13 protein-coding genes and 1 pseudogene are annotated in these 19,145 nt (G+C 68.1%); 6 read left to right on the top strand and 8 right to left on the bottom strand.

Translation table 11 applies throughout. The features are described from left to right. Positions 1 to 475: 475 nt before the first annotated feature. Complete coding sequence (locus F4558_RS08685; protein ID WP_312877276.1) at positions 476 to 1,567, bottom strand: IS630 family transposase; 1,092 nt, start codon at positions 1,565 to 1,567, stop codon at positions 476 to 478. A gap of 205 nt (positions 1,568 to 1,772) precedes the next feature. On the opposite strand from F4558_RS08685, the gene F4558_RS08680 reads away from it, so the two are divergent. Both F4558_RS08680 and F4558_RS08675 read left to right on the top strand, forming a co-directional pair. Then, positions 1,773 to 2,873, top strand: a complete 1,101-nt coding sequence (locus F4558_RS08680) for a DUF262 domain-containing protein (RefSeq protein WP_167943756.1) — start codon at positions 1,773 to 1,775, stop codon at positions 2,871 to 2,873. Further along, positions 2,863 to 3,780, top strand: a complete 918-nt coding sequence (locus F4558_RS08675) for a hypothetical protein (protein ID WP_167943755.1) — start codon at positions 2,863 to 2,865, stop codon at positions 3,778 to 3,780. The genes F4558_RS08680 and F4558_RS08675 overlap by 11 nt, the downstream gene beginning before the upstream one ends. Before the next feature lie 332 nt (positions 3,781 to 4,112). Here F4558_RS08675 and F4558_RS08670 read toward each other — a convergent pair whose 3' ends face one another. From F4558_RS08670 to glgX, 4 genes are all read right to left on the bottom strand, one after another. Beyond that, entirely contained in the window at positions 4,113 to 4,583 is a 471-nt protein-coding gene (locus F4558_RS08670) for a hypothetical protein (RefSeq protein WP_167943754.1), read from the bottom strand. Between the two features lie 606 nt (positions 4,584 to 5,189). Further along, positions 5,190 to 6,914, bottom strand: a complete 1,725-nt coding sequence (gene treZ / locus F4558_RS08665; RefSeq protein WP_167943753.1) for a malto-oligosyltrehalose trehalohydrolase — start codon at positions 6,912 to 6,914, stop codon at positions 5,190 to 5,192. Further along, a complete protein-coding gene (gene treY, locus F4558_RS08660; protein WP_167943752.1) occupies positions 6,911 to 9,226 on the bottom strand; it encodes a malto-oligosyltrehalose synthase in 2,316 nt (771 codons plus the stop codon). Before treY ends, treZ begins: the two co-directional genes overlap by 4 nt. Position 9,227: 1 nt before the next feature. After that, entirely contained in the window at positions 9,228 to 11,345 is a 2,118-nt protein-coding gene (glgX, locus tag F4558_RS08655; RefSeq protein ID WP_053655688.1) for a glycogen debranching protein GlgX, read from the bottom strand. Between the two features lie 333 nt (positions 11,346 to 11,678). Between glgX and F4558_RS08650 the strand changes: the two genes are divergently transcribed. After that, complete coding sequence (locus tag F4558_RS08650; protein ID WP_167943751.1) at positions 11,679 to 13,160, top strand: glycosyltransferase family 4 protein; 1,482 nt, start codon at positions 11,679 to 11,681, stop codon at positions 13,158 to 13,160. On the opposite strand, the gene F4558_RS31225 is transcribed toward F4558_RS08650, so the two are convergent. Continuing rightward, entirely contained in the window at positions 13,119 to 13,352 is a 234-nt protein-coding gene (locus F4558_RS31225) for a hypothetical protein (RefSeq protein WP_157552503.1), read from the bottom strand. The genes F4558_RS08650 and F4558_RS31225 overlap by 42 nt on opposite strands. Positions 13,353 to 13,482: 130 nt before the next feature. Between F4558_RS31225 and F4558_RS08640 the strand changes: the two genes are divergently transcribed. Genes F4558_RS08640 through F4558_RS08630 form a run of 3 tightly spaced genes read left to right on the top strand, consistent with a single transcriptional unit; the run spans position 13,483 to position 14,644 of the window. Continuing rightward, positions 13,483 to 13,827: an ArsR/SmtB family transcription factor gene (locus F4558_RS08640; RefSeq protein WP_053655684.1), complete on the top strand. Its 345-nt coding sequence runs from the start codon at positions 13,483 to 13,485 to the stop codon at positions 13,825 to 13,827. Beyond that, complete coding sequence (locus tag F4558_RS08635) at positions 13,824 to 14,291, top strand: SRPBCC family protein (RefSeq protein ID WP_157552501.1); 468 nt, start codon at positions 13,824 to 13,826, stop codon at positions 14,289 to 14,291. Before F4558_RS08640 ends, F4558_RS08635 begins: the two co-directional genes overlap by 4 nt. Beyond that, on the top strand, positions 14,288 to 14,644 hold the full coding sequence (locus F4558_RS08630; protein WP_053655682.1) for a nuclear transport factor 2 family protein: 357 nt from the start codon (positions 14,288 to 14,290) through the stop codon (positions 14,642 to 14,644). The genes F4558_RS08635 and F4558_RS08630 overlap by 4 nt, the downstream gene beginning before the upstream one ends. A gap of 801 nt (positions 14,645 to 15,445) precedes the next feature. On the opposite strand, the gene F4558_RS08625 is transcribed toward F4558_RS08630, so the two are convergent. Continuing rightward, positions 15,446 to 16,729, bottom strand: a complete 1,284-nt coding sequence (locus tag F4558_RS08625) for a citrate synthase (protein ID WP_053659603.1) — start codon at positions 16,727 to 16,729, stop codon at positions 15,446 to 15,448. 253 nt (positions 16,730 to 16,982) lie between these two features. Next, positions 16,983 to 19,064: pseudogene (locus F4558_RS08620) on the bottom strand (sulfatase-like hydrolase/transferase); the annotation flags it as partial. Positions 19,065 to 19,145: the final 81 nt, after the last annotated feature.

Genomic DNA, 19,145 nt, shown 5'->3' with positions numbered 1-19,145 from the left:
CGGTACACCTGCAGACCGTCCGCTGGACTACGTGGAGTGCCCGGACGCGTCGGCAGCGTTGCCACGCATCGCGTACCGCTGCGTCCATACTGGGATCGTCGTGGGCCAGGCAGATCGAGATGGCTCAGCCGCAGAGCAGCCAGAAGCTCATAGGGCAACGACACCGTCCGGTGCTCTGACTTGTCCAGGTCCACCCAGTTCAACCACCACGCAAACGTCTGCGAATCCTGCGGATGCGGTACCACCTCCGCAGGCCACCTGCGCACGTCGGACTCTCTTACGTCCCTACCGACCCTGCGGCGACGTGAACGCTAGGTAGCCGATCTTCTTCTGGGTATCCACGCAAGGTACTCTCGCCTCCTACTGCTGGCGAAGGGGGCCTGACGCTCGAATTGATCTCATGAAAGAGATTTGCTCTTCGCAGACAGAGGCGAGTTGCGGGTACCGATCCCGCAGCCAAGGGGCTAGTGCCTCGTCATGCGGCCTTGAACGGGTAATCGGGATGGCGGATCTTGGAGTTGATCGCGTATCCGGTTTTGGGTTGGGCGTGTTGGTTGCGCCAGCGGATGTAGGCGCCGATGGCGGTGTCTTGCTCGGCGTGGGTGCGGTGGTCGGTGCCGTTGAGGGCGAAGTAGCGTACGGCGGCGAATTCGGCCTCGATCCAGTTCAGCCAGGAGGCGTAGGTCGGTAGGAACACCAGGTCGATCTGGTTGGCGGTGCACCAGGCGCGGACCTCGGGGTGCTTGTGTGGGGAGAAGTTGTCCAGGATCAGGTAGAGCCGGTCATCGGGCCACCGGGCGCGCAGTGTCTTGAGGAAGCTGAGGAACTCCCGCCATCGTTTCCGGTCGCGGATGCGGTAGTGCAGCTTGCCGGTGGTCAGGTCCAGGGCGGCGATCATGTGTCGTACGCCCTGGTCGCGGGTGTAGGTGGCCCGCAGTCGCACCGGGTGTGCGACGGGCCGCCAGGCCCGTCCGGGTCGGGGTTGCAGGTTCAGCGGCCCGAACTCGTCGACGGACAACACCCGACCATCTGCTGGTGGGTGGTCGTAGAGGTCCAGGATCCGGCGCATCTTCGTGGTGAAGTCGGGGTCGGTGCTGGCCTTCCACGTCTTGGTGGCCTGCCACGTCACGCCGCGTTCGTGCAGGATCCGGCGGACGGTCTCGACGCTGATGGTCGTGACGTGGCCGGCGGCGATGAGGTAGTCGCGCAGCTTGGTCAGGGACCAGCAGGAGAAGGGTCGGCCGAGGAAACGGGGGTCGCACCGGGCGATGACGCAGATCCAGTCGCGGGTCTGCTCATCGATCCGTCTCGGTGCGCCCCCGCTCCATTTTGGGTCCAGGGCGTCGAACCCCCGATCGTTGAACGCGTGGATCACGTCGCGGACGTAGTCCTCGCTGGCCTTGAGCAGATGAGCGATGTCCGGGGCCGGCTGTCCCTGGGCGGACATCAGCACCACGATCGCCCGCCGCAGCTTCACCGGGTCCTTCGCCGTCCGAGTGATCCGCTGCAACCGTTGACCCTCGACCATCGACACCTGCCGGACGAACACCTCCGGGCGCCTACCCACGCCACCACCTCCCAGACCAGAAACGATGGGAGACAGCCTGCCCGACACATCCTCAGAACCAACGGATTACACGATCAACGTTCAAAGACGAGGCACTAGTTCAAGCATCCCGAGTCTTGGTACCTTTTTAAGCTGGTAGGGGCAGGTCGACGGCACCTCCTAATAACGATGCTTCTCACAGGTTGAACGGATAGCTGATCACACAATGACTCACGGATTCTCCGACGACAGCGCTCGGGCTGAGGCCATCCACTCCTTCCGACAAGCCCAGGAAGGAGCTGTGATTGAAGTTGCCGACCAAGGGCTCCTGACTCTAGCAAGCCTGGTCGCAGGTGGCGCCATTGACGTATCCCCCAACTTCCAACGGCGGGATCGGTGGGGCGCGGAGAAACAATCCCTTCTCATTGAATCATTTCTTACCAATATCCCAGTCCCGCCGGTCTACTTGGCAGAAGATAGCGATCTCCTCGGAAGCTACGCCGTCATCGACGGCAAGCAACGCCTTACATCAATAGCGGCCTTTTTCCAAAATCAGCTCACTCTTCGGGGCCTCGAGCGACTTCCGCTGATCAACGGCCTGCGATACGACCAACTTCCTCCAGAGATTCGCAATCCACTAGGAATGAAAGCGCTTCGTACCACTACTCTACTCCGTGCGTCCGACCCGAATCTGAAACACGAGGTGTTTCTCCGCCTCAATACTGGAGGGGAGATCCTTAACCCCCAGGAGATAAGGAACGTTGCCTATCGCGGGCCACTTAACGACCTCATCTATGCCCTTGCGGAGAACCCCTTCCTACGCAAGCAACTAAAGGTACTTCCCCCACTGTCGCCGAACTTCCGACAGATGCTTGATGCCGAGTATGTACTGCGCTTCCTGGCCTTAGCGAGCGAGTGGAAGACGTTCCGGGGGGACCTCAGAGGGGCGTTAGACTACTACATGCTCAAGCACCGGTTTGCAGAGCAAGGGGCACTATACAACTTGCATAGCGCCTTCGTCGCCAGCATGACGGCAGCTGAGGCCATTTGGGGTAATGAAGCATTCAAACGACCGGGACGAGACCAGGCGCTAGCTGGGATGTACGACGCACAGATGATCGCGCTTAATGAGATTGGTCACGGCAAGCACAACCAACTCATTAGACGCCGGGACGATATACGAAAGAGAACCGCCAAGCTATTTGATGACAAAGCGTTCGATGAAGCCGTTCGCATTGGAACAAACACGCCAGCACGCTTGAGGAAGCGCGTTGAGATGCTTCTCGAGGTGCTCCTAGCGAGTACTGGAGCTGGTGGTGACCAGTAAGGCCCGCGAGTCGTTTTTAACGGGCATTGAAGCCCTTCGCACTTCGATTGACACTCCCCTGGTCAGTGGCGGAGACACTGTCGGATCATTCCTGCGAAGAGGCCTTACAATTGTTGCATACAACCTTTTGGAAGCGTTCATGGTCGAACGCTTGGAGGAGACGGCAACCCACGTCAATGCCGGTATCGGCCACTTCTCTGATCTCCCCGAAAGACTAAAGAAGGCGGCGACGCAGGATCTGCTGAAAGTTGCTAATGCCCAGCTTCAATGGTCCACCGACGATCTCTCCTCCTTAGTAAGTTACACAAGGGAGTTAGGCGAGTGCCTCGCCGCCAGCTCAGGCGCCCTTCGACTTTCGCCGCTGATGTGGCAATGGTCGGGGAGCAACATGTCTGCTGATGACTACCACAAAACTCTCCGCCTGTTCCATGTGAAGGACCCTTGGGATACGATAAAGCATTTGGCCGGCCGAATTGGCGTCTCAATGCCGGATGCTCGAGCGACTATGGTCGCCTTATCAAGAGAGCGCAATAATTGTGCCCACCGATCGTCTTACTCGGTCTCAAATCTCTTCATCCGGGCTATTCCGAACCAGATCCTGACCCTTGGACTGGGAGCTGATATGAGCGTGTCTGTTGCTGCTCATCAAATCCGCCAGGCCGATCCTCAATTTCACAACGACGAGAAATGGTTCCATCCGGGCCGCATCACCTTCCGCTTCGTCCAACAGCGAAGTGGAACCTGGGCAGAAGTGGTGGAGGGGCGCACACGGGCCGTGCGACTCACCAGTGATCAGAACGCAGCGATTCGAGCCGCTCTTGGCGCCGCCTACGGAAAGTCACAACTGGTTGTTGTTCAGGACGGGGCACGCCGAATATTGGACTGGGCATACCCAGAGTTCTCTTAGCGGCTTGAATAGGTGTCCGAAGCACCGCTGAGCCTGCCAACTCGACGCCTATGTGGAAACCACGATCTTCGGCACCTTCCGGGGTGGAATGCAGCGCCGCCATTTGACAACAAGGTAGCGGCGCCGTGAGGGCTCGGGCATTTACGCCGAAGCGGGCTTGGGCTCGGCAAGGGTGAGCATTATTCAGGATGCCGGGTGACATGGCCCCATCCAGGAGCGATGGCTGTTGGCACGCTGGGCATGGTCGGGCCCGCTAGGCATGCGGCCACCCGAAGGTTGATGGCTATGGCCCCTCCGCAGCGCACCACCTGATGGGTGGCCACTAGCTGACGTCAACCTGCCGCTACCTGCGCCTTATTAGTGTCACGCAGGTCTGCCTTGGTGCTGGCGGCTAGGGCTGTCCGACGCTCGGAGCGGATGCCTCTCACGATATTCACTGTCCTCATCGCTTCACGTGCAATATTGAGAACCGCGACAGTCGCAGCAAGGTTTATTAACTGACTGAACCCGAAGAGTACGTCCCAAAGATAGAACCATGCCCCTAAGTTCTGATTGGGAACAGAGTATGCTGCGAGCGCGAATGGCGACGAAATAACTCCTCCGATCGCATATATAAGAGTTGTGCGAAGGATCGCCAGCATGAGATATGACTCGTATGAACTCGAGTCTTCAGCAAACTCTTTCGCACGCTGATATTGCCGCTCGGTGCGTTCATCGAGCCGCCTGCGCAGCTTAGAGTTGTAGCGGGCCGCGACCTTCGCAATTTGCGGTGTGAGTAGGTTCGTCGCAATGCCAACTGGCACTGCCAACAACAGTGCGAGCCACCAAGCGCTATCCACAGGAGCCTCCAGGGGTTATAGCCGGAACATACTGGATTTCGGTCCCGACCGGAAGCACTGGCACCCGTGTGCCATCCCGATGATTAGGAAGCTGAGGAGCGTGCCGGCGAACTCGACGCAAGCCGAGCTAGACGCCGCAAACGATGTAGAGCTTGAGGCAGCGGGGCACGCTGCACGCGGGTGGCCTTGAATGGTGGTGGGGAGGTAGGTCCCTGTTCGCCTCGCCGCAACGCATCCGGCAGAGGGTGATATTTGCACTGCGTTCGCCTCTTCGAATGAAGGCGGTAGCGCACCGTCTGGAGACCATGGGAGTGCTCCCTGCACCTCCAGTGCGGCAGAGAGAGGCTTCGCGGTGCACCCGGGCCGATCGTCTCTGAAGATGGCGGGCCGTCGCTATCAGTAGCCCCACCCGGCAATTGCGCTACTGGGCTGCCAGACCGCACTCGTGCGAGAGCCTCGTACAAGCATCGACGCCGGCCGCCGATGGGGCGGTGACTTGACGGGGTTGGGCGAGCCGGCCCACGCGGAGGAGCTGACGTATTCAGGTCGTGCAGGCATTTCGTGTACCCATCAGAGCGCCACGATCGCCGCAGTCTCCGCAGGCAGCTCGATCCGGTCCCGCATGACCGTGACGCCCTCCCCCGTAGCCAGCAGCACCCGCCGCGCCACCCCAGGCAACGACACCCCCTGCCCCCGCCCAGCCAGGTTGGCGACGACAAGCGTCTCCCCCCGCCGCATCAGCAGGAACTGGTCCCCGTGCTGCACCGACACCGCGTGCATCCGAGGATCAGACAGGTCCGGCACCGACCGACGCAACGCAATCAACCGCTGGTAAAACGCCAACATCGAGGCATGCTCAGGCTTGTCCAGCTCCGCCCAGTCCAACCGCGACCGCACGAACGTCTCCGGGTCCTGCGGGTCAGGCACGTCCCCCTCAGCCCACCCGTGCGACGCGAACTCCCGCCGCCGCCCCAGAGCCACCGCCGTAGCCAGCTCAGGTTCCGGATGCGAGGTGAAGAACTGCCACGGCGTGGAAGCCGCCCACTCCTCCCCCATGAACAGCATCGGAGTAAACGGCGCGGTCAGCAGCAAGACAGCGCCAACCCGCAGCAACGAGGGCGACAGCGACGCCGAGATCCGATCCCCGGTAGCCCGGTTCCCGATCTGATCGTGGTTCTGCAGGTAGGCGACCAGCCGATGACCAGGAACGCGGGAATCCAGAGGCCGCCCGTGGTGACGGTTGCGGAAGCTGGACCAGGTGCCGGCGTGGAAGAACCCGCCGGTCAGCACGTCTGACAGCGTCTCCAAAGATCCGAAGTCCCCGTAGTAGCCCTGCCGCTCCCCCGTCAGCAGCGTGTGCAGGGCGTGGTGGGCGTCGTCGTTCCACTGGGCGTGCAGCCCGAACCCGCCCGCCTCCCGGGGCGTGATCAGCCGCGGGTCGTTGAGGTCGGATTCGGCGATCAGCGACAACGGCCGACCCAGGTGCGTCGACAGCGATTCGACGGAAACCGCCAGCTCTTCCAAAAGCGGCACGGCCCGCGAGTCGGGCAGGGCGTGCACGGCGTCCAGGCGCAGCCCGTCGACGTGGTAGTCGCGCAGCCACATGAGCACGCTGTCGATGATGTAGCGGCGTACCTCGTCGGAGTGCGGGCCGTCCAAGTTGATCGAGCGGCCCCAACTGTTGCTCTGCTCGGCGAGGTAGGGCCCGAACCGTGGCGCGTAGGCCCCGGAGGGCCCGAAATGGTTGTAGACGACGTCGAGGATCACCCCCAACCCGCGAGCGTGTGCGGCGTCGACGAACCGTTTCAGCCTGTCGGGGCCGCCGTAGGGCTCGTGCGGGGCAAACCAGCAGACGCCGTCGTACCCCCAGTTGTGTTCGCCGTTGAAGGCGTTGACCGGGAGCAGCTCGATCAGGTCGACGCCGAGGTTCACCAGGTGGTCGAGGCGGCCGATGGCCGCGTCGAAGGTGCCTTCCGGGGTGAACGTGCCGATGTGCAGCTCGTAGAGGATGCTGCCGGGCAGTTGCCGGCCCGTCCAGGAGGAATCACTCCACTGGAACGCATGATGGTCGTAGCGGCGGCTCGGCCCGTGCACACCAGCAGGCTGCCACTGCGACCGGGGGTCGGGCAGCGGGGTTTCGTCGTCGTTCAGCAGAAAGGAGTAGTCGGGGCCGGCGTCGGGCACCTCCACCCGCCACCAGCCGTCGGCGGCGGCGCGCATCTCGTGGTCGACGTCGCCGGCCAGGCGCAGCCGGACCCGGCTGGCGTCCGGCGCCCACACGGAGAATTCGGTCATGAAGCAGCCTCCACGGAATCAGTGGGAGCCAGCAGAGCGACGGGATAGTCGGACAGAAGGTTGTCCAGCGGGGTCTCCCCGCCACTGTAGACCCGGCCGGTGAACAGGTCCTTCACCTCGTTAACACCAAGCGACAGAACTGTGTCACACCACCCACCGGCACGCGCCAGCCCGAGCGGCAGGCGGGTCGCCACGGCGATCGCGCCGCCCCTGTCGAAGGCCACCACGTGCCGCCCCTGCGGCCCGTGCGCCGGCACCGGCCGATAGGAGGTGAACAGCTCCGGGTGCACCCGCCGCAGGCGCAGGGTCCGCGACACGACGAGCAGCTTCGCCGCTCCGTCGGTGTCGACAGGGGGACGCCAGCCGCCGTCGAGGCGCGCCAGCATCTCCCGGCGTACGTCGAAGTCGACAGGCCGCCGATTGTCCGGGTCGACGAGGGAGTTGTCCCACAGCTCGGTGCCCTGGTACGTGTCCGGCACGCCGGGCATGGTGAGCTGGATGAGCTTCTGCCCGAGGGAGTTGCACCAGCCGGCCGGGGTGATGGCGGCGGCGAGTTCGGTCAGCTCGTCGTGCAGGCTCGGGTCGTCGTACATCATGTCGATCACCGCGTGCATGGCCTGCTCGAAGCCCGGGTCCGGGTCCGTCCAACTGGTCGAGGCCGCGGCCTCCCGGGCCGCCTTCTCGGCGTACGCGTGCAGCCGCTCACGCTCGATCGGCCACGCGCCCACGGCGGTCTGCCACAGCAGGTGGGCGAAGGCCGGGTCGGGCAGCGGCGCGTACTCCATCCAGCGTGTGACCTGCTCGGCCCAGCGGTCCGGCAGTTCGCTGAGCACGGCGAGCCGGGCGCGGACGTCCTCGCCGCGTTTCGTGTCGTGGGTGGAGACGGTGGTCATGCTGGCCGGCCAGCAGACCTGCCGGGCGGCGGCGAAGCGGTGGAATTCCGCCGGCGGCACCCCGAAGTGGGCAGGGCTGCCGCCGACCTCGTTGAGCGCCACGAACCGGGTCCAGCGGTAGAACGCGGTGTCCTCCACGCCCTTTGCCATCACCGCGCCGGTGAACTGCGGGAACCGGCGGGCCAACTCGTCGTCGCTGTCGCGCAGCCGGCGGGTGACCGCGTCCAGTGCTGTCGCCAGGTCGGGGCGGCGGCGGCCGGCCTCGGAGCGGGCGATGGCGAGATAGCGGGCGCCGTGCGGCGGGTAGCCCCGGTAGACCGGGAACGCGGCGGCCAGCTCGGCGAGCGCCGCCCGTGCCTGCTCGGCCGGCACGTCGGGGGCCAGCGCGGCCAGCCGGGTCAGCTCGGCGGCGAGCAGCCGGGTGGCGGCGGCAAGCTTGGTCTCGTGGGTCAGGTCCTCCCACGAGGTGTGCCGCCCGGTCAGTCGGGTGTCCAGCGCCGTGAAGTCGCCCTCGGTGTCGGTGTCCACGAAGAGCCCGTTGACGGCGGCGAGAGCGTCGTACCCCGTGGTGCCGTCGACCGGCCAGTCCGGCAGCTCCTCGCCGTACTCAAGGATCTTCTCCACCACCAGCCACGCCGCCGGCGCGGCCTCCCGCAGCCGGGCCAGGTAGCCGGCCGGGTCGCGCAGGCCGTCGGGGTGGTCGACGCGGATACCGTCGACCTCCCCCGCCGCCGCCCAGCGCAGGATCAGCTCGTGGGTGGCGTCGAACACCGCCGGGTCCTCCACCCGCAGCCCGGCCAGGCCCGAAACGGCGAAGAACCGGCGGTACGTCAGCTCCGCGTCACCACGCCGCCAGGAGATCAGCTCGTAGTGCTGCCTGTCGTGCACCTCCCGGGCACTGCCGTCGCCGGTTCCGTCGGCGATCGGGAAGCGGTGCTCGTGGTAGCGCAACTCCCCGTCGACAAGCTTGAGATCGTCCAGGGCGGCCGGGTCGTCGGCCAGCACCGGCAGCAGCAGCCGGCCCCGGTCCCAGTCGATGTCGAACCAGTCGGCGTACGTCGAGTCGCGCCCCCGGCGCAGCACGTCCCACCAGGCCGGGTTGGCCGGCGGCACGGCCACCCCTGCGTGGTTGGGCACGATGTCGACGACCAGGCCAAGATCGGCCTCACGCAGGGCGCGCAGCAGCCGCTGCCGGCCCGCCTCGCCGCCCACCTCCGGGTTGACGGCCCTGTGGTCGACCACGTCGTAGCCGTGCGCCGACCCGGGAGTGGCTGCCAGCAGGGGCGCGCTGTAGAGGTGAGTGACGCCCAGGTCGGCGAGGTAGTCGACGATGCCGGCGGTGGCGTCCAGGTCGAAGCCGGGACGGACCTGGACGCGGTAGGTGGCTTGTACGGTGGCCTTTGCAGGGGTGGCCGCCATGTCAGATCGTCCTCTCCAGCACCACGAGGGAACGGTCCGGCACCCGGATGGTGCCGCCCGCGCTGATCACCGTGGCGTCGCCGGGGTCGGGCTCGGCGGTGCTGATCACCCGTTCCCACTTCTGCCCGTACTCGCTGCCCGGCAGTGTGAAGTCCAACGCCGCGTCGTGGGCGTTGAAGCACAGCAGGAACGAGGCGTCGTGGTGGCGCTGGCCGTACTGGCCGCGCTCCCGGATGCCCTCACCGTTGACGAACAACGCCACCGCGCGGCCGAAGTCGTTGCCCCAGTCCTCGCCTGTCATCTCCCGCCCGTCCGGGGTGTACCAGGCCAGATCCGGCAGCGGCTCGTCGATGCCACGCCCACCCACCGGCAGGCCCGTGAAGAAGCGGCGGCGGCGGAACACCTGATGCCGTTTACGGAAGTCGGTGAGCGTGCGGACGAAGTCCAACAACTGCTCGTCGGCGTTGTCCCAGTCGATCCAGGCCAGCTCGCTGTCCTGGCAGTACACGTTGTTGTTGCCCCGCTGGGTGCGACCCAACTCGTCACCGTGGCCGATCATCGGCACGCCCTGCGACAGCATCAGCGTGGCCAGGAAGTTGCGCCGCTGCTTGGCCCGCAGCGCGAGCACCGCCTCGTCGTCGGTGTCGCCCTCCACACCGCAGTTCCACGACCGGTTGTGGCTCTCACCGTCCCGGTTGTCCTCACCGTTGGCCTCGTTGTGCTTGTCGTTGTACGACACCAGGTCGTTGAGCGTGAACCCGTCGTGGACGGTCACGAAGTTGATGCTGTGGAACGGGCGTCGACCGTCGTCCTGGTAGAGGTCGGCCGAGCCGGAGATCCGCGACGCGAACTCCGCGAGGGTGGCCGGCTCGCCGCGCCAGAAGTCCCGCACCGTGTCGCGGTACTTGCCGTTCCACTCCGTCCACAGCGGCGGGAAGTTGCCCACCTGGTAGCCGCCCGGGCCGACGTCCCACGGCTCGGCGATCAGCTTGACCTGGCTGACCACCGGGTCCTGCTGCACCACCTCGAAGAACGTCGACAGCCTGTCCACCTCGTAGAACTCCCGGGCCAGCGTGGCCGCCAGGTCGAACCGGAAGCCGTCGACGTGCATCTCGGTCACCCAGTACCGCAACGAATCCATGATCAGTTGCAGCGAGTGCGGGCTGCGTACGTTGAGGCTGTTGCCGGTGCCCGTGTAGTCGACGAAGTAGCGGCGGTCCTCCTCGCTCAGCCGGTAGTAGCTGGGCGCGTCCACACCCTTGAAACTCAGCGTCGGCCCCAGGTGGTTGCCCTCGGCCGTGTGGTTGTAGACCACGTCGAGGATGACCTCGATGCCGGCCGCGTGCAACGCCTTGACCATGCCCCGGAACTCCTGCACCTGCTGGCCGGTCCGGCCTAGCGCCGAATAGCCGTGGTGCGGGGCGAAGAAGCCGATCGTGTTGTAACCCCAGTAGTTGCGCAGCCCCAGATCCACCAGCCGGTGGTCGTGGATGAACTGGTGCACGGGCATCAACTCGATCGCCGTGACACCCAGCCGGGTCAGATAGTCGATCATCGGCGGGGAGGCGATCCCCGCGTACGTGCCGCGCAGCTCCTCCGGGATGTCCGGGTGGCGCATCGTCAGCCCGCGCACGTGCGCCTCGTAGATCACCGAATGGTGGTACGGGGTGCGCGGCGGCTTGTCGTTGCCCCAGTCGAAGTACGGGTTGACCACCACCGACTTCGGCATGAACGGCGCCGAGTCCGTCTCGTTCATCCGCTCCGGCTCGGCCATGTCGTAGTCGTAGACCGCCGGGTCCCACTCCACGTCACCGTCGATAGCCTTGGCGTACGGGTCGAGCAGCAGCTTGTGCGGGTTGCAGCGCAGCCCGTTCGCCGGGTCGTACGGGCCGTACACCCGGTAGCCGTAACGCTGCCCCGGCTCGATGCCCGGCAGGTACGCGTGCCACACGTAGGCGTCCACCTCGCGCAGCTCGACCCGGCGCTCCGCGCCGGTGTCCCACTCGTCGAAGAGGCACAACTCGATCCGCTCGGCCACCTCGGAGAAGATGGCGAAGTTGGTGCCCATCCCGTCGTAGGTGGCGCCCAGGGGATACCGCTCGCCCGGCCAGACCTGCATGTCGCTCCTTCAGACCCGTGGTCATGTGCGCACCGCGCCACGGCGCGCCGGCAGAGGTCGCCCGCGCGCACGCGGGTATTGCCCCCCACCCCGGCGCGCCAATCCATCCTTTCAGGCGGTGACCGGAATCGGTCTGTCTGATGCGCGCAACGCCCCTCAGGTGTCCTCCGTCACGAAGATGCCTTTCGAGATGCGGTATCGCTCTCGATGCCCTTTGCTTGTCGGGGGACATGCGCTCGCGCGTGGCCTCACTCGGCCCTGCGCCAATCTTCCACCTCTCGCTCCGCCGCCACCGACGTCGGCGCGTACCACCATGCATGGACGGAGATAGATGTGACGACCCTGCGGGTCGACCAACAGCTCGCCGCTACCGTGGACCGGGCACACCGGCCCACAGTGACCTCCCGGCCCCAGATCCCGGCCCAGACCGGCCTTCCCGCGCAGGCTGACATGTCCGCGCAGGCCGTCCTTTCCCCGCAGCCCGGCGCGATCGTGCCGGCGCAGCCCGGCCCGGGAGTCCCCCCGCAGACCCGCCGCATCCTCATGCTGTCCTGGGAGTACCCGCCGGTGCTCGTCGGCGGCCTCGGCCGGCACGTCCACGCGCTGTCGGTGGCGCTGGCCGCCGCCGGCCACGAGGTCACAGTCGTCACCCGCCACAGCGAGGGCGCACCCCTTGAGGAGTACGCCGACGGCGTGCGCATCCTGCGCGCCCCCGAGGACCCGGTGACGTTCCCCCTCGGCACCGGTAGCCTGCTCGCCTGGACCATGGCCTTCAACCACACCCTCACCCGCACCGCGCTGCGCGCCACCGAAGCCGGCACCTACGACGTCATCCACGCCCACGACTGGCTCGTCGCCCACACCGCGATGACGTTGCGGGACCACCTGGACATCCCTCTGGTGAGCACCATCCACGCCACCGAAGCCGGACGGCACCAGGGCTGGCTGCCCGAGGAGATGAACCGCACCATCCACGGCGTCGAGCACTGGCTCAGCAGCGAATCCGGCCGGGTCATCGTCTGCTCCGGCTACATGCGCGACGAGGTGAGCGCCCTGTTCGGCGTACCGACCGGCCGGGTCGACGTCGTCGCCAACGGCGTGGAGCCGCACCGCTGGAAGGTGCCCGCACGCGCCGTCGCCGCCGCCCGTACCCGCTTCGCCGGAGACGGCCCGCTCGTCACCTTCGCCGGCCGCCTCGTCTACGAGAAGGGCGTCCAGCACCTGATCGCCGGGCTGCCCCGACTGCGGCAACGGCACCCCGGGCTGCGTGCCGTGATCGCCGGCGACGGCCCGTACCGTGCCGAACTGGAGGCCGAGGTGCACCGCCGCGGCCTCGGCGGCATGGTCACCATGCCGGGCTTCCTCGGCGGCACCGACCTGCCGGCCCTGATGGCCGCCTCCGACTGCTTCGCGGTGCCCAGCATCTACGAGCCGTTCGGCATGGTGGCCCTGGAGGGCGCCGCCGCCGGGGCACCCCTGGCCGTCGCCGCCACCGGCGGCCTCGCCGAGATCGTCGAAACCGGCGTGACCGGAATGACCTTCCGCCCCCACGACCCTGACGGGCTCGCCGACGCCGTGGACGCGCTGCTGTCCGACCGCGACCGCTCCCGCGCCATGGCCCGCCGCGCCCGCCGGATGGTGAACGACCAGTACGGCTGGTCCGCCATCGCCCAGCGCACCGCCGCCAGCTACGCCGCAGCCATCACCACCGACGCCAAGTGCACCGCCGAACGCGCCGAGCAGCGCATGTCCCAGGGACGGGCGCTGCCGGCGCTACCCGAAGGCAACCTGCTCGCCGCCGCCGGACTGCGCTGACCGGCTCGACCCTCCCGGGCCGGCCTCGCGGGCCGGCCCGCCGGTGATCGGCCCGCCGGTGATCGGCCCGCCGGTGATCGGCCCGCCGGTGATCGGCCCGCCGGTGATCGGCCCGCCGGTGATCGGCCCGCTGGCGATCGATCGGCCCGGCGGAGACTGGCCCGGCGATGATCGGCCCGGCGGTTGATCCACTCGCTTTCCTTGAAACCGAGGTGTCCCAGTCTTGCGGACACCCCGGTTTCCTTGAAGCCGAGTGGATCAATGCCGCGCGCTTCGCAAGCGGTTGTTTGCGCAAGCGGTTGTTTGCGTTAGGGTCGGTGGCATGTCCACCTCACTCGCGGCGCCTGAGCCTGGCCTCGACCTAGCCTTCGCCGCCCTCGGCGACCCCGTCCGTCGCGCGCTTGTGACTCGCCTCGCCCAGAGCGACGCCACCGTGGGCGAGCTCGCCGAGCCGTTCGCCCTGACGCCGCAGGCCATCTCCCATCACATCGGCGTGCTGCGGCGGTGTGGTCTCGTCGAGCAGCGACGCGAGGGCACCAGACGTCCCTGTCGGCTGCGGGCCGACCAGTTGTCGGTACTCAGCGGGTGGATCGACGAGCAGCGCCGCGCCTGGGACGACAGGCTCGACGCGCTCGAGCGACACCTCGCCGACGGAGCGGACCGTTGACCGCCCGCGCGACACTGCGCGGCGACGAACTGATCGCCCGGCGCCACCTGTCGGCAAGCCCCGAACGTGTGTGGGCCGCCTTCACCTCCCCGGCGAGCATCGCGGCGTTCTGGGGCGGTTCACACGCCACCGTGCCCGGCGAGTCCGTGACCGTCGACCTCCGTCCCGGAGGAGAGTTCGCGCTCGACGCCCGCGCACCGGACGGCGCGACCCGCCGACTTCGGTTCGTCTACGTGAGCATCACCGCTCCGCACGAGCTCGTGTTCGACGAACCCGTCACCGGCCTGCGCACGACCGTCACCGTCCAGGCCGCTGACGGCGGCACGGACCTCACCGTGCACCAGCGTCGGCTTCCCCCCGAGTTGCGCAGCACCCAGGCCGTCGACGGGCTCGCCTCGATCCTCGATGCCCTCGCCGCACACCTACAGCAGGACCAGACGACACCGCCACGGAGGACTGCATGAACCAGAGCACCCAGCGCGACCTCGTCGCGGAATACTTCGCCGGCTTCCGGACCAGCGACCACCAGCGCATTCTCGCGACCCTCACCGATGACGTGGAGTGGGTCATCCACGGTCACCGGACGACCCGCGGCAAGGCGGAGTTCGACGGCGAGATCGAGAACCCGTCGTTCACCGGCAGCCCTCAACTCGACGTCCAGCGCGTCCACGAGGACGGCTCGGTCGTCGTCACCACCGGCGAAGGCAGCGGCGTCAGCGTCGAGCACGGGCCGTTCCGGTTCGCCTTCAACGACCTGTTCACGTTCCGCGACGGGCTGATCGCCCGCGTCGACTCCTACGTCGTACCCCTGCCCTAGAAACAACATGTTGGCTTCTGTCGCGTCGGCGGGCGCCCGCATAGCGCCGTGATCGCGTATCCGGAACACGGTCGCCCGCAACCCGCCGCCGTGGATCCGCCTGAGCGCCGATGTCGACTGCTCCTCGCGCCGACCCACCGCAAGTTGGCCGCCCATACCCATGCGGGCCCTGTCGAGCTGCCCCACCAATGGGCCGGGCGACCCCCTCCACCAGAGCGGCTACATGCCCCAGATTTGGGGCAGCTCGACAGGGCCCTACAACAGGTACCAAGGGGACGGCCACGGCGGCGTGGCAAGCACGATGGGGCGGGCAGGGAGGGCGGCAGGGCGGGCGGGGCGGGCGGGAAACGCGGCAGGGCGGGCGGGGCGGGCGGGAAACGCGGCAGGGCGGGCGGGGCGGGCGGGAAACGCGGCAGGGCGGGCGGGGCGGGCGGGAAACGCGGCAGGGCGGGCGGGGCGGGCGGGAAACGCGGCAGGGCGGGCGGGGCGGGCGGGAAACGCGGCAGGGCGGGCGGGGCGGGCGGGAAACGCGGCAGGGCGGGCGGGGCGGGCGGGAAACGCGGCAGGGCGGGCGGGGCGGGCGGGAAACGCGGCAGGGCGGGCGGGGCGGGCGGGAAACGCGGCAGGGCGGGCGGGGCGGGCGGGAAACGCGGCAGGGCGGGCGGGGCGGGCGGGAAACGCGGCAGGGCGGGCGGGGCGGGCGGGAAACGCGGCAGGGCGGGCGGGGCGGGCGGGAAACGCGGCAGGCCGCCGACCCGGGACCGGGTCGACGGCCTGCCGACGGTGCGAAGAGCGGAGGCGTCAGCGCTCGCTGAAGGGGACGTAGTCCCGCTCGGCGGAGCCGACGTAGACCTGCCGCGGACGGCCGATCTTGGTCTCCGGGTCGTTGATCATCTCGCGCCACTGGGCGATCCAGCCGGGGAGCCGGCCGAGCGCGAAGAGGACCGTGAACATCTTGGTCGGGAAGCCCATGGCCTTGTAGATCAGGCCCGTGTAGAAGTCCACGTTCGGGTAGAGCCGACGGGAGACGAAGAAGTCATCGTCGAGCGCGATCTCCTCCAACTCCATGGCGATGTCCAGCAGCGGGTCCGGCTTGGCCATCCGGCCCAGCACGTCCTGCGCGGCCTTCTTGACGATCGCCGCCCGCGGGTCGTAGTTCTTGTAGACCCGGTGGCCGAAGCCCATCAGCTTGACGCCGTCCTCCTTGTCCTTGACCTTGCGGACGAAGGACCGGACGTCGCCACCCTCAGCGTTGATCTTTTCGAGCATCTCCAGCACGGCCTGGTTGGCACCGCCGTGCAGCGGGCCGAACAGCGCGTTCACGCCGGCCGAGACCGAGGCGAACAGGTTGGCGTTGCTGGAGCCGACCAGCCGGACGGTCGACGTGGAGCAGTTCTGCTCGTGGTCGGCGTGCAGGACGAACAGCATGTCCAGCACCTTCGACATCACCGGGTCGACCTCGTACGGCTCCGCCGGCACGCCGAACGTCATCCGCAGCAGGTTGTCCACGTACCCCAGCGAGTTGTCGGGGTAGAGCAGCGGCTGCCCGATGGACTTCTTGTACGCGTACGAGGCGATGGTGGGGACCTTCGCCATCAGCCGGACCGTGGAGATCTCCACGTGCTCGGAGTCGAACGGGTCCAGGCTGTCCTGGTAGAAGGTCGACAGCGCGCTCACCGCGGACGAGAGCACCGCCATCGGGTGGGCGTCCCGGGGGAAGCCGTCGAAGAAGCGGCGCATCTCCTCGTGCAGCAGCGAGTGCCGCCGAATCCACTCGGTGAACTCGGTCAGCTGCTGCTCGGTCGGCAGCTCGCCGTAGATGAGCAGGTACGAGACCTCCAGGAAGGAGGACTTCTCGGCCAACTGCTCGATCGGGTACCCCCGGTAACGCAGGATGCCCGCGTCGCCGTCGATGTAGGTGATAGCGGATGAGGCGGCCGCGGTGTTCACGAAACCAGGGTCGTACGTCGTCATCCCGGTTTCTTTCAGCAGCTTGCTCACCCCGATGCCAGCGGGGCCCTCGACCGCAGGATGTACCGGCATCGACAGCTGCCCACCGGGGTGATCGAGCTTGACTTCCGTCATGTGGTTCCTCGCTTCGCCGGCAGATCTACGTTGAATTGCCTTCGCTTCTACCGTAATTGCGGCCCCGGGGACACTGCCCGCCGTGGTTCGACGGTGAGGTATGCGTCACCCGATTCCCGACTCACCAGCCGGGAAACCCTCCGTCCCGCTACCCGGGACGGCCCGAAGCGCCCCGAAGCGCCCGGAACGACCCCCAGAGCGGACCCGTGTGCCGCAGCCGCGACGACAGCGCTAGGACAGCCGTGGAACAGCGCTAGGACAGCGCCAGTCGGCGCAGTGTTCCGTCCCCCGTGACCTGGTAGACGTCAAGTGTGTTCGCCCCGGCCCGGAACAGCCGGTCGTCGGTGAGCAGCGCGGCGAAGCGGCGTCCTCCGGGGTCGGCCGGCACCACCGGGACCACCGCCCCGATCCGGCCGTTGACCGCCACCGCGAGTTGCGTGCCGTCCGGGACCGTCTCGGGCACGTCGCCCCAGACCAACGCCGGAAGGGTGCCGGTGTCCGGATCGGTCGCCTGGAAGGCGGCCAGGTCGGCCACGCGAGCACTGCCGGCGGCCGGGCCCGCCCGTACCTCGGTTCCGACGAGTGGGTGCGGTGCCGGCGGCGGCGGTGGGGTGGGCACCCCGCCGGGGAAGGTGATCGGCTCGCCGGGCCGGTCGTAGAAGTGTTTCGTGCTGTCCGTGCGGGGCGCCTGCCGGGCGGAGCGGCCGTCGACGCGGCGGGGCAGTCGGATGCCGGCCTCGTCGGCGACGGTCGGCAGCAGGTCGACGTGTTCCCAGTTGCGGTCGTCGACGCGGCCGGTCTGCTGGCGGGGTTCCTTGACGAACAGAGGCACCCAGGCGACCTCACCGGCGGCGGCCTTGATGGCGTCCATGCCGCGGCCCTGCGCGCCCGGCCGGAAGCTCACCCCGTGGTCGGCGGTGACCACGACGAGGGCCTGGTCGTAGAGGCCGCTGGCGCGCAGCGTCCGCAGTGTCTCGCCGATCAGCCGGTCGGTGTAGCCGAGCTGGGCGAGGTGCCGTTGCCGGGCCAGGTCGACCCAGCCCGCGCCGTCGTTGGGCAGGTCCTCCGGGGCGTCGTAGCGGGCACCGGACGGCAGGTACGCCCACGGTGAGTGCGGCATGAGCAGGTGCAGGAAGTGCAGGGTGGGCCGGGGCTCGGGTTTCAGCCCGGCGAGGAAGCTGGTGAACCGGGCGGGCTGGTTGTCGTCGAGGCTGTCCCAGCGGAACTTCGGGTCGTCCGGGACGGGTTCGGCGGAATCCAGGCCGGCCTCGGCCCGGGTCTGCTCCCGGTAGGAGTCCTCCGGGTCGACGGCGCTCTCCGTCGGCCCGGCGATCTGGCCGAGCAGTTTGCCGGTCTGCCGGACCAGCACGCCGAGCCCCTGCTCGGGGGTGATCGGCTGCTCGCAGCGGCTCGGTGGGCAGAGCCGGGTGATGCTCTCCTGCGCCTTGACGTCGTAGAGGCCGCCGAAGGCCGTGAAGATGTTGTCGGGGTACTGCGAGTAGTGCGGCGCCACGGACCGCGCCGGGTAGCGGCCGGTGAGCATTGCGGGCAGCGCGTTTGGCGTCCAGCCGCTGACGCCTGTTGCGTTGCGGTACCAGGTGGACCCGCCGGCCAGTTCGGCGAAGTGCGGGAACCGTTGCGCGTCGATCCGCCCGTCGACGCCGAGCAGGCTGACGAGCGGCAGCTCGTCGAGGATCAGCATGACCACCGGCGGGTGCACGGCCGCACCCTGCGCCGTACCGGCCGCGCCGCCGTCGCTGCGCGGCAGCACCACCGCCGAGGTGGGCGAGACGAGCAGGAACAGCGCCACGAAGGCCACCGGTCCGGCGGCGGCCAGTCGCAGCACGCGGCCCGGCGCCCGCCACCGCCGGTGCGCGGCCGCGCCGGCCGCACCGGCAAGAACCGCCACGAGCAGCAGGGGTACGCCCCGAAGTGGCGTCGCGTGCCGGCCCACCTGCACGGCGAGGGCGGCCAGCAGCAGCCCCACAAGCGCGGTGTGGGTGATCGCGCGGGCGGTGCGGCCTGCCAGTCGACTGACCGCGCCGAGCGCCACCAGGGGCAGCGTGGGCACGACCGCCACCAGGGCGACGAGCAGCAGGATCTGGCCGGGGTCGGCACGGTGGAACAGGAAGAAGTCAGGGCTGCGGCCGAGCACGTCCAGCAGCGGCTGGGTGACGACCAGCCCGACCAGCGCGGCGACCTCCAGCAGCCGACCCACCTCGCCGCGCCAGCCCTGGTCCCATCGGCGCTGCGCCGACGTACCCGTGTCCGGGGCCGCCGTTCCAGCGTCCGGCGCCGACGCTCCAGCGTCCGGGGCCGGCGTCCCAGCGTCCGGGGGCGACGTCCCAGCGTCCGGGGGCGACGTCCCAGCGTCCGGGGGCGACGTCCCAGCGTCCGGGGCAGGCGGCTGCGCCGG

Source organism: Micromonospora profundi, assembly GCF_011927785.1.
GTDB lineage: Bacteria > Actinomycetota > Actinomycetes > Mycobacteriales > Micromonosporaceae > Micromonospora > Micromonospora profundi.
Note: the sequence above shows the minus strand (reverse complement) of the source record. Positions and strands in the feature narration are given on the sequence as shown.

Coding starts and splice junctions, on each gene's coding strand:
- F4558_RS08680 (WP_167943756.1), top strand. CDS start 1,773: ATGACTCACGGATTCTCCGACGACAGCGCTCGGGCTGAGGCCATCCAC.
- treZ (WP_167943753.1), bottom strand. CDS start 6,914: ATGACCGAATTCTCCGTGTGGGCGCCGGACGCCAGCCGGGTCCGGCTG.
- treY (WP_167943752.1), bottom strand. CDS start 9,226: ATGGCGGCCACCCCTGCAAAGGCCACCGTACAAGCCACCTACCGCGTC.
- glgX (WP_053655688.1), bottom strand. CDS start 11,345: ATGCAGGTCTGGCCGGGCGAGCGGTATCCCCTGGGCGCCACCTACGAC.
- F4558_RS08640 (WP_053655684.1), top strand. CDS start 13,483: ATGTCCACCTCACTCGCGGCGCCTGAGCCTGGCCTCGACCTAGCCTTC.
- F4558_RS08630 (WP_053655682.1), top strand. CDS start 14,288: ATGAACCAGAGCACCCAGCGCGACCTCGTCGCGGAATACTTCGCCGGC.
- F4558_RS08625 (WP_053659603.1), bottom strand. CDS start 16,729: ATGACGGAAGTCAAGCTCGATCACCCCGGTGGGCAGCTGTCGATGCCG.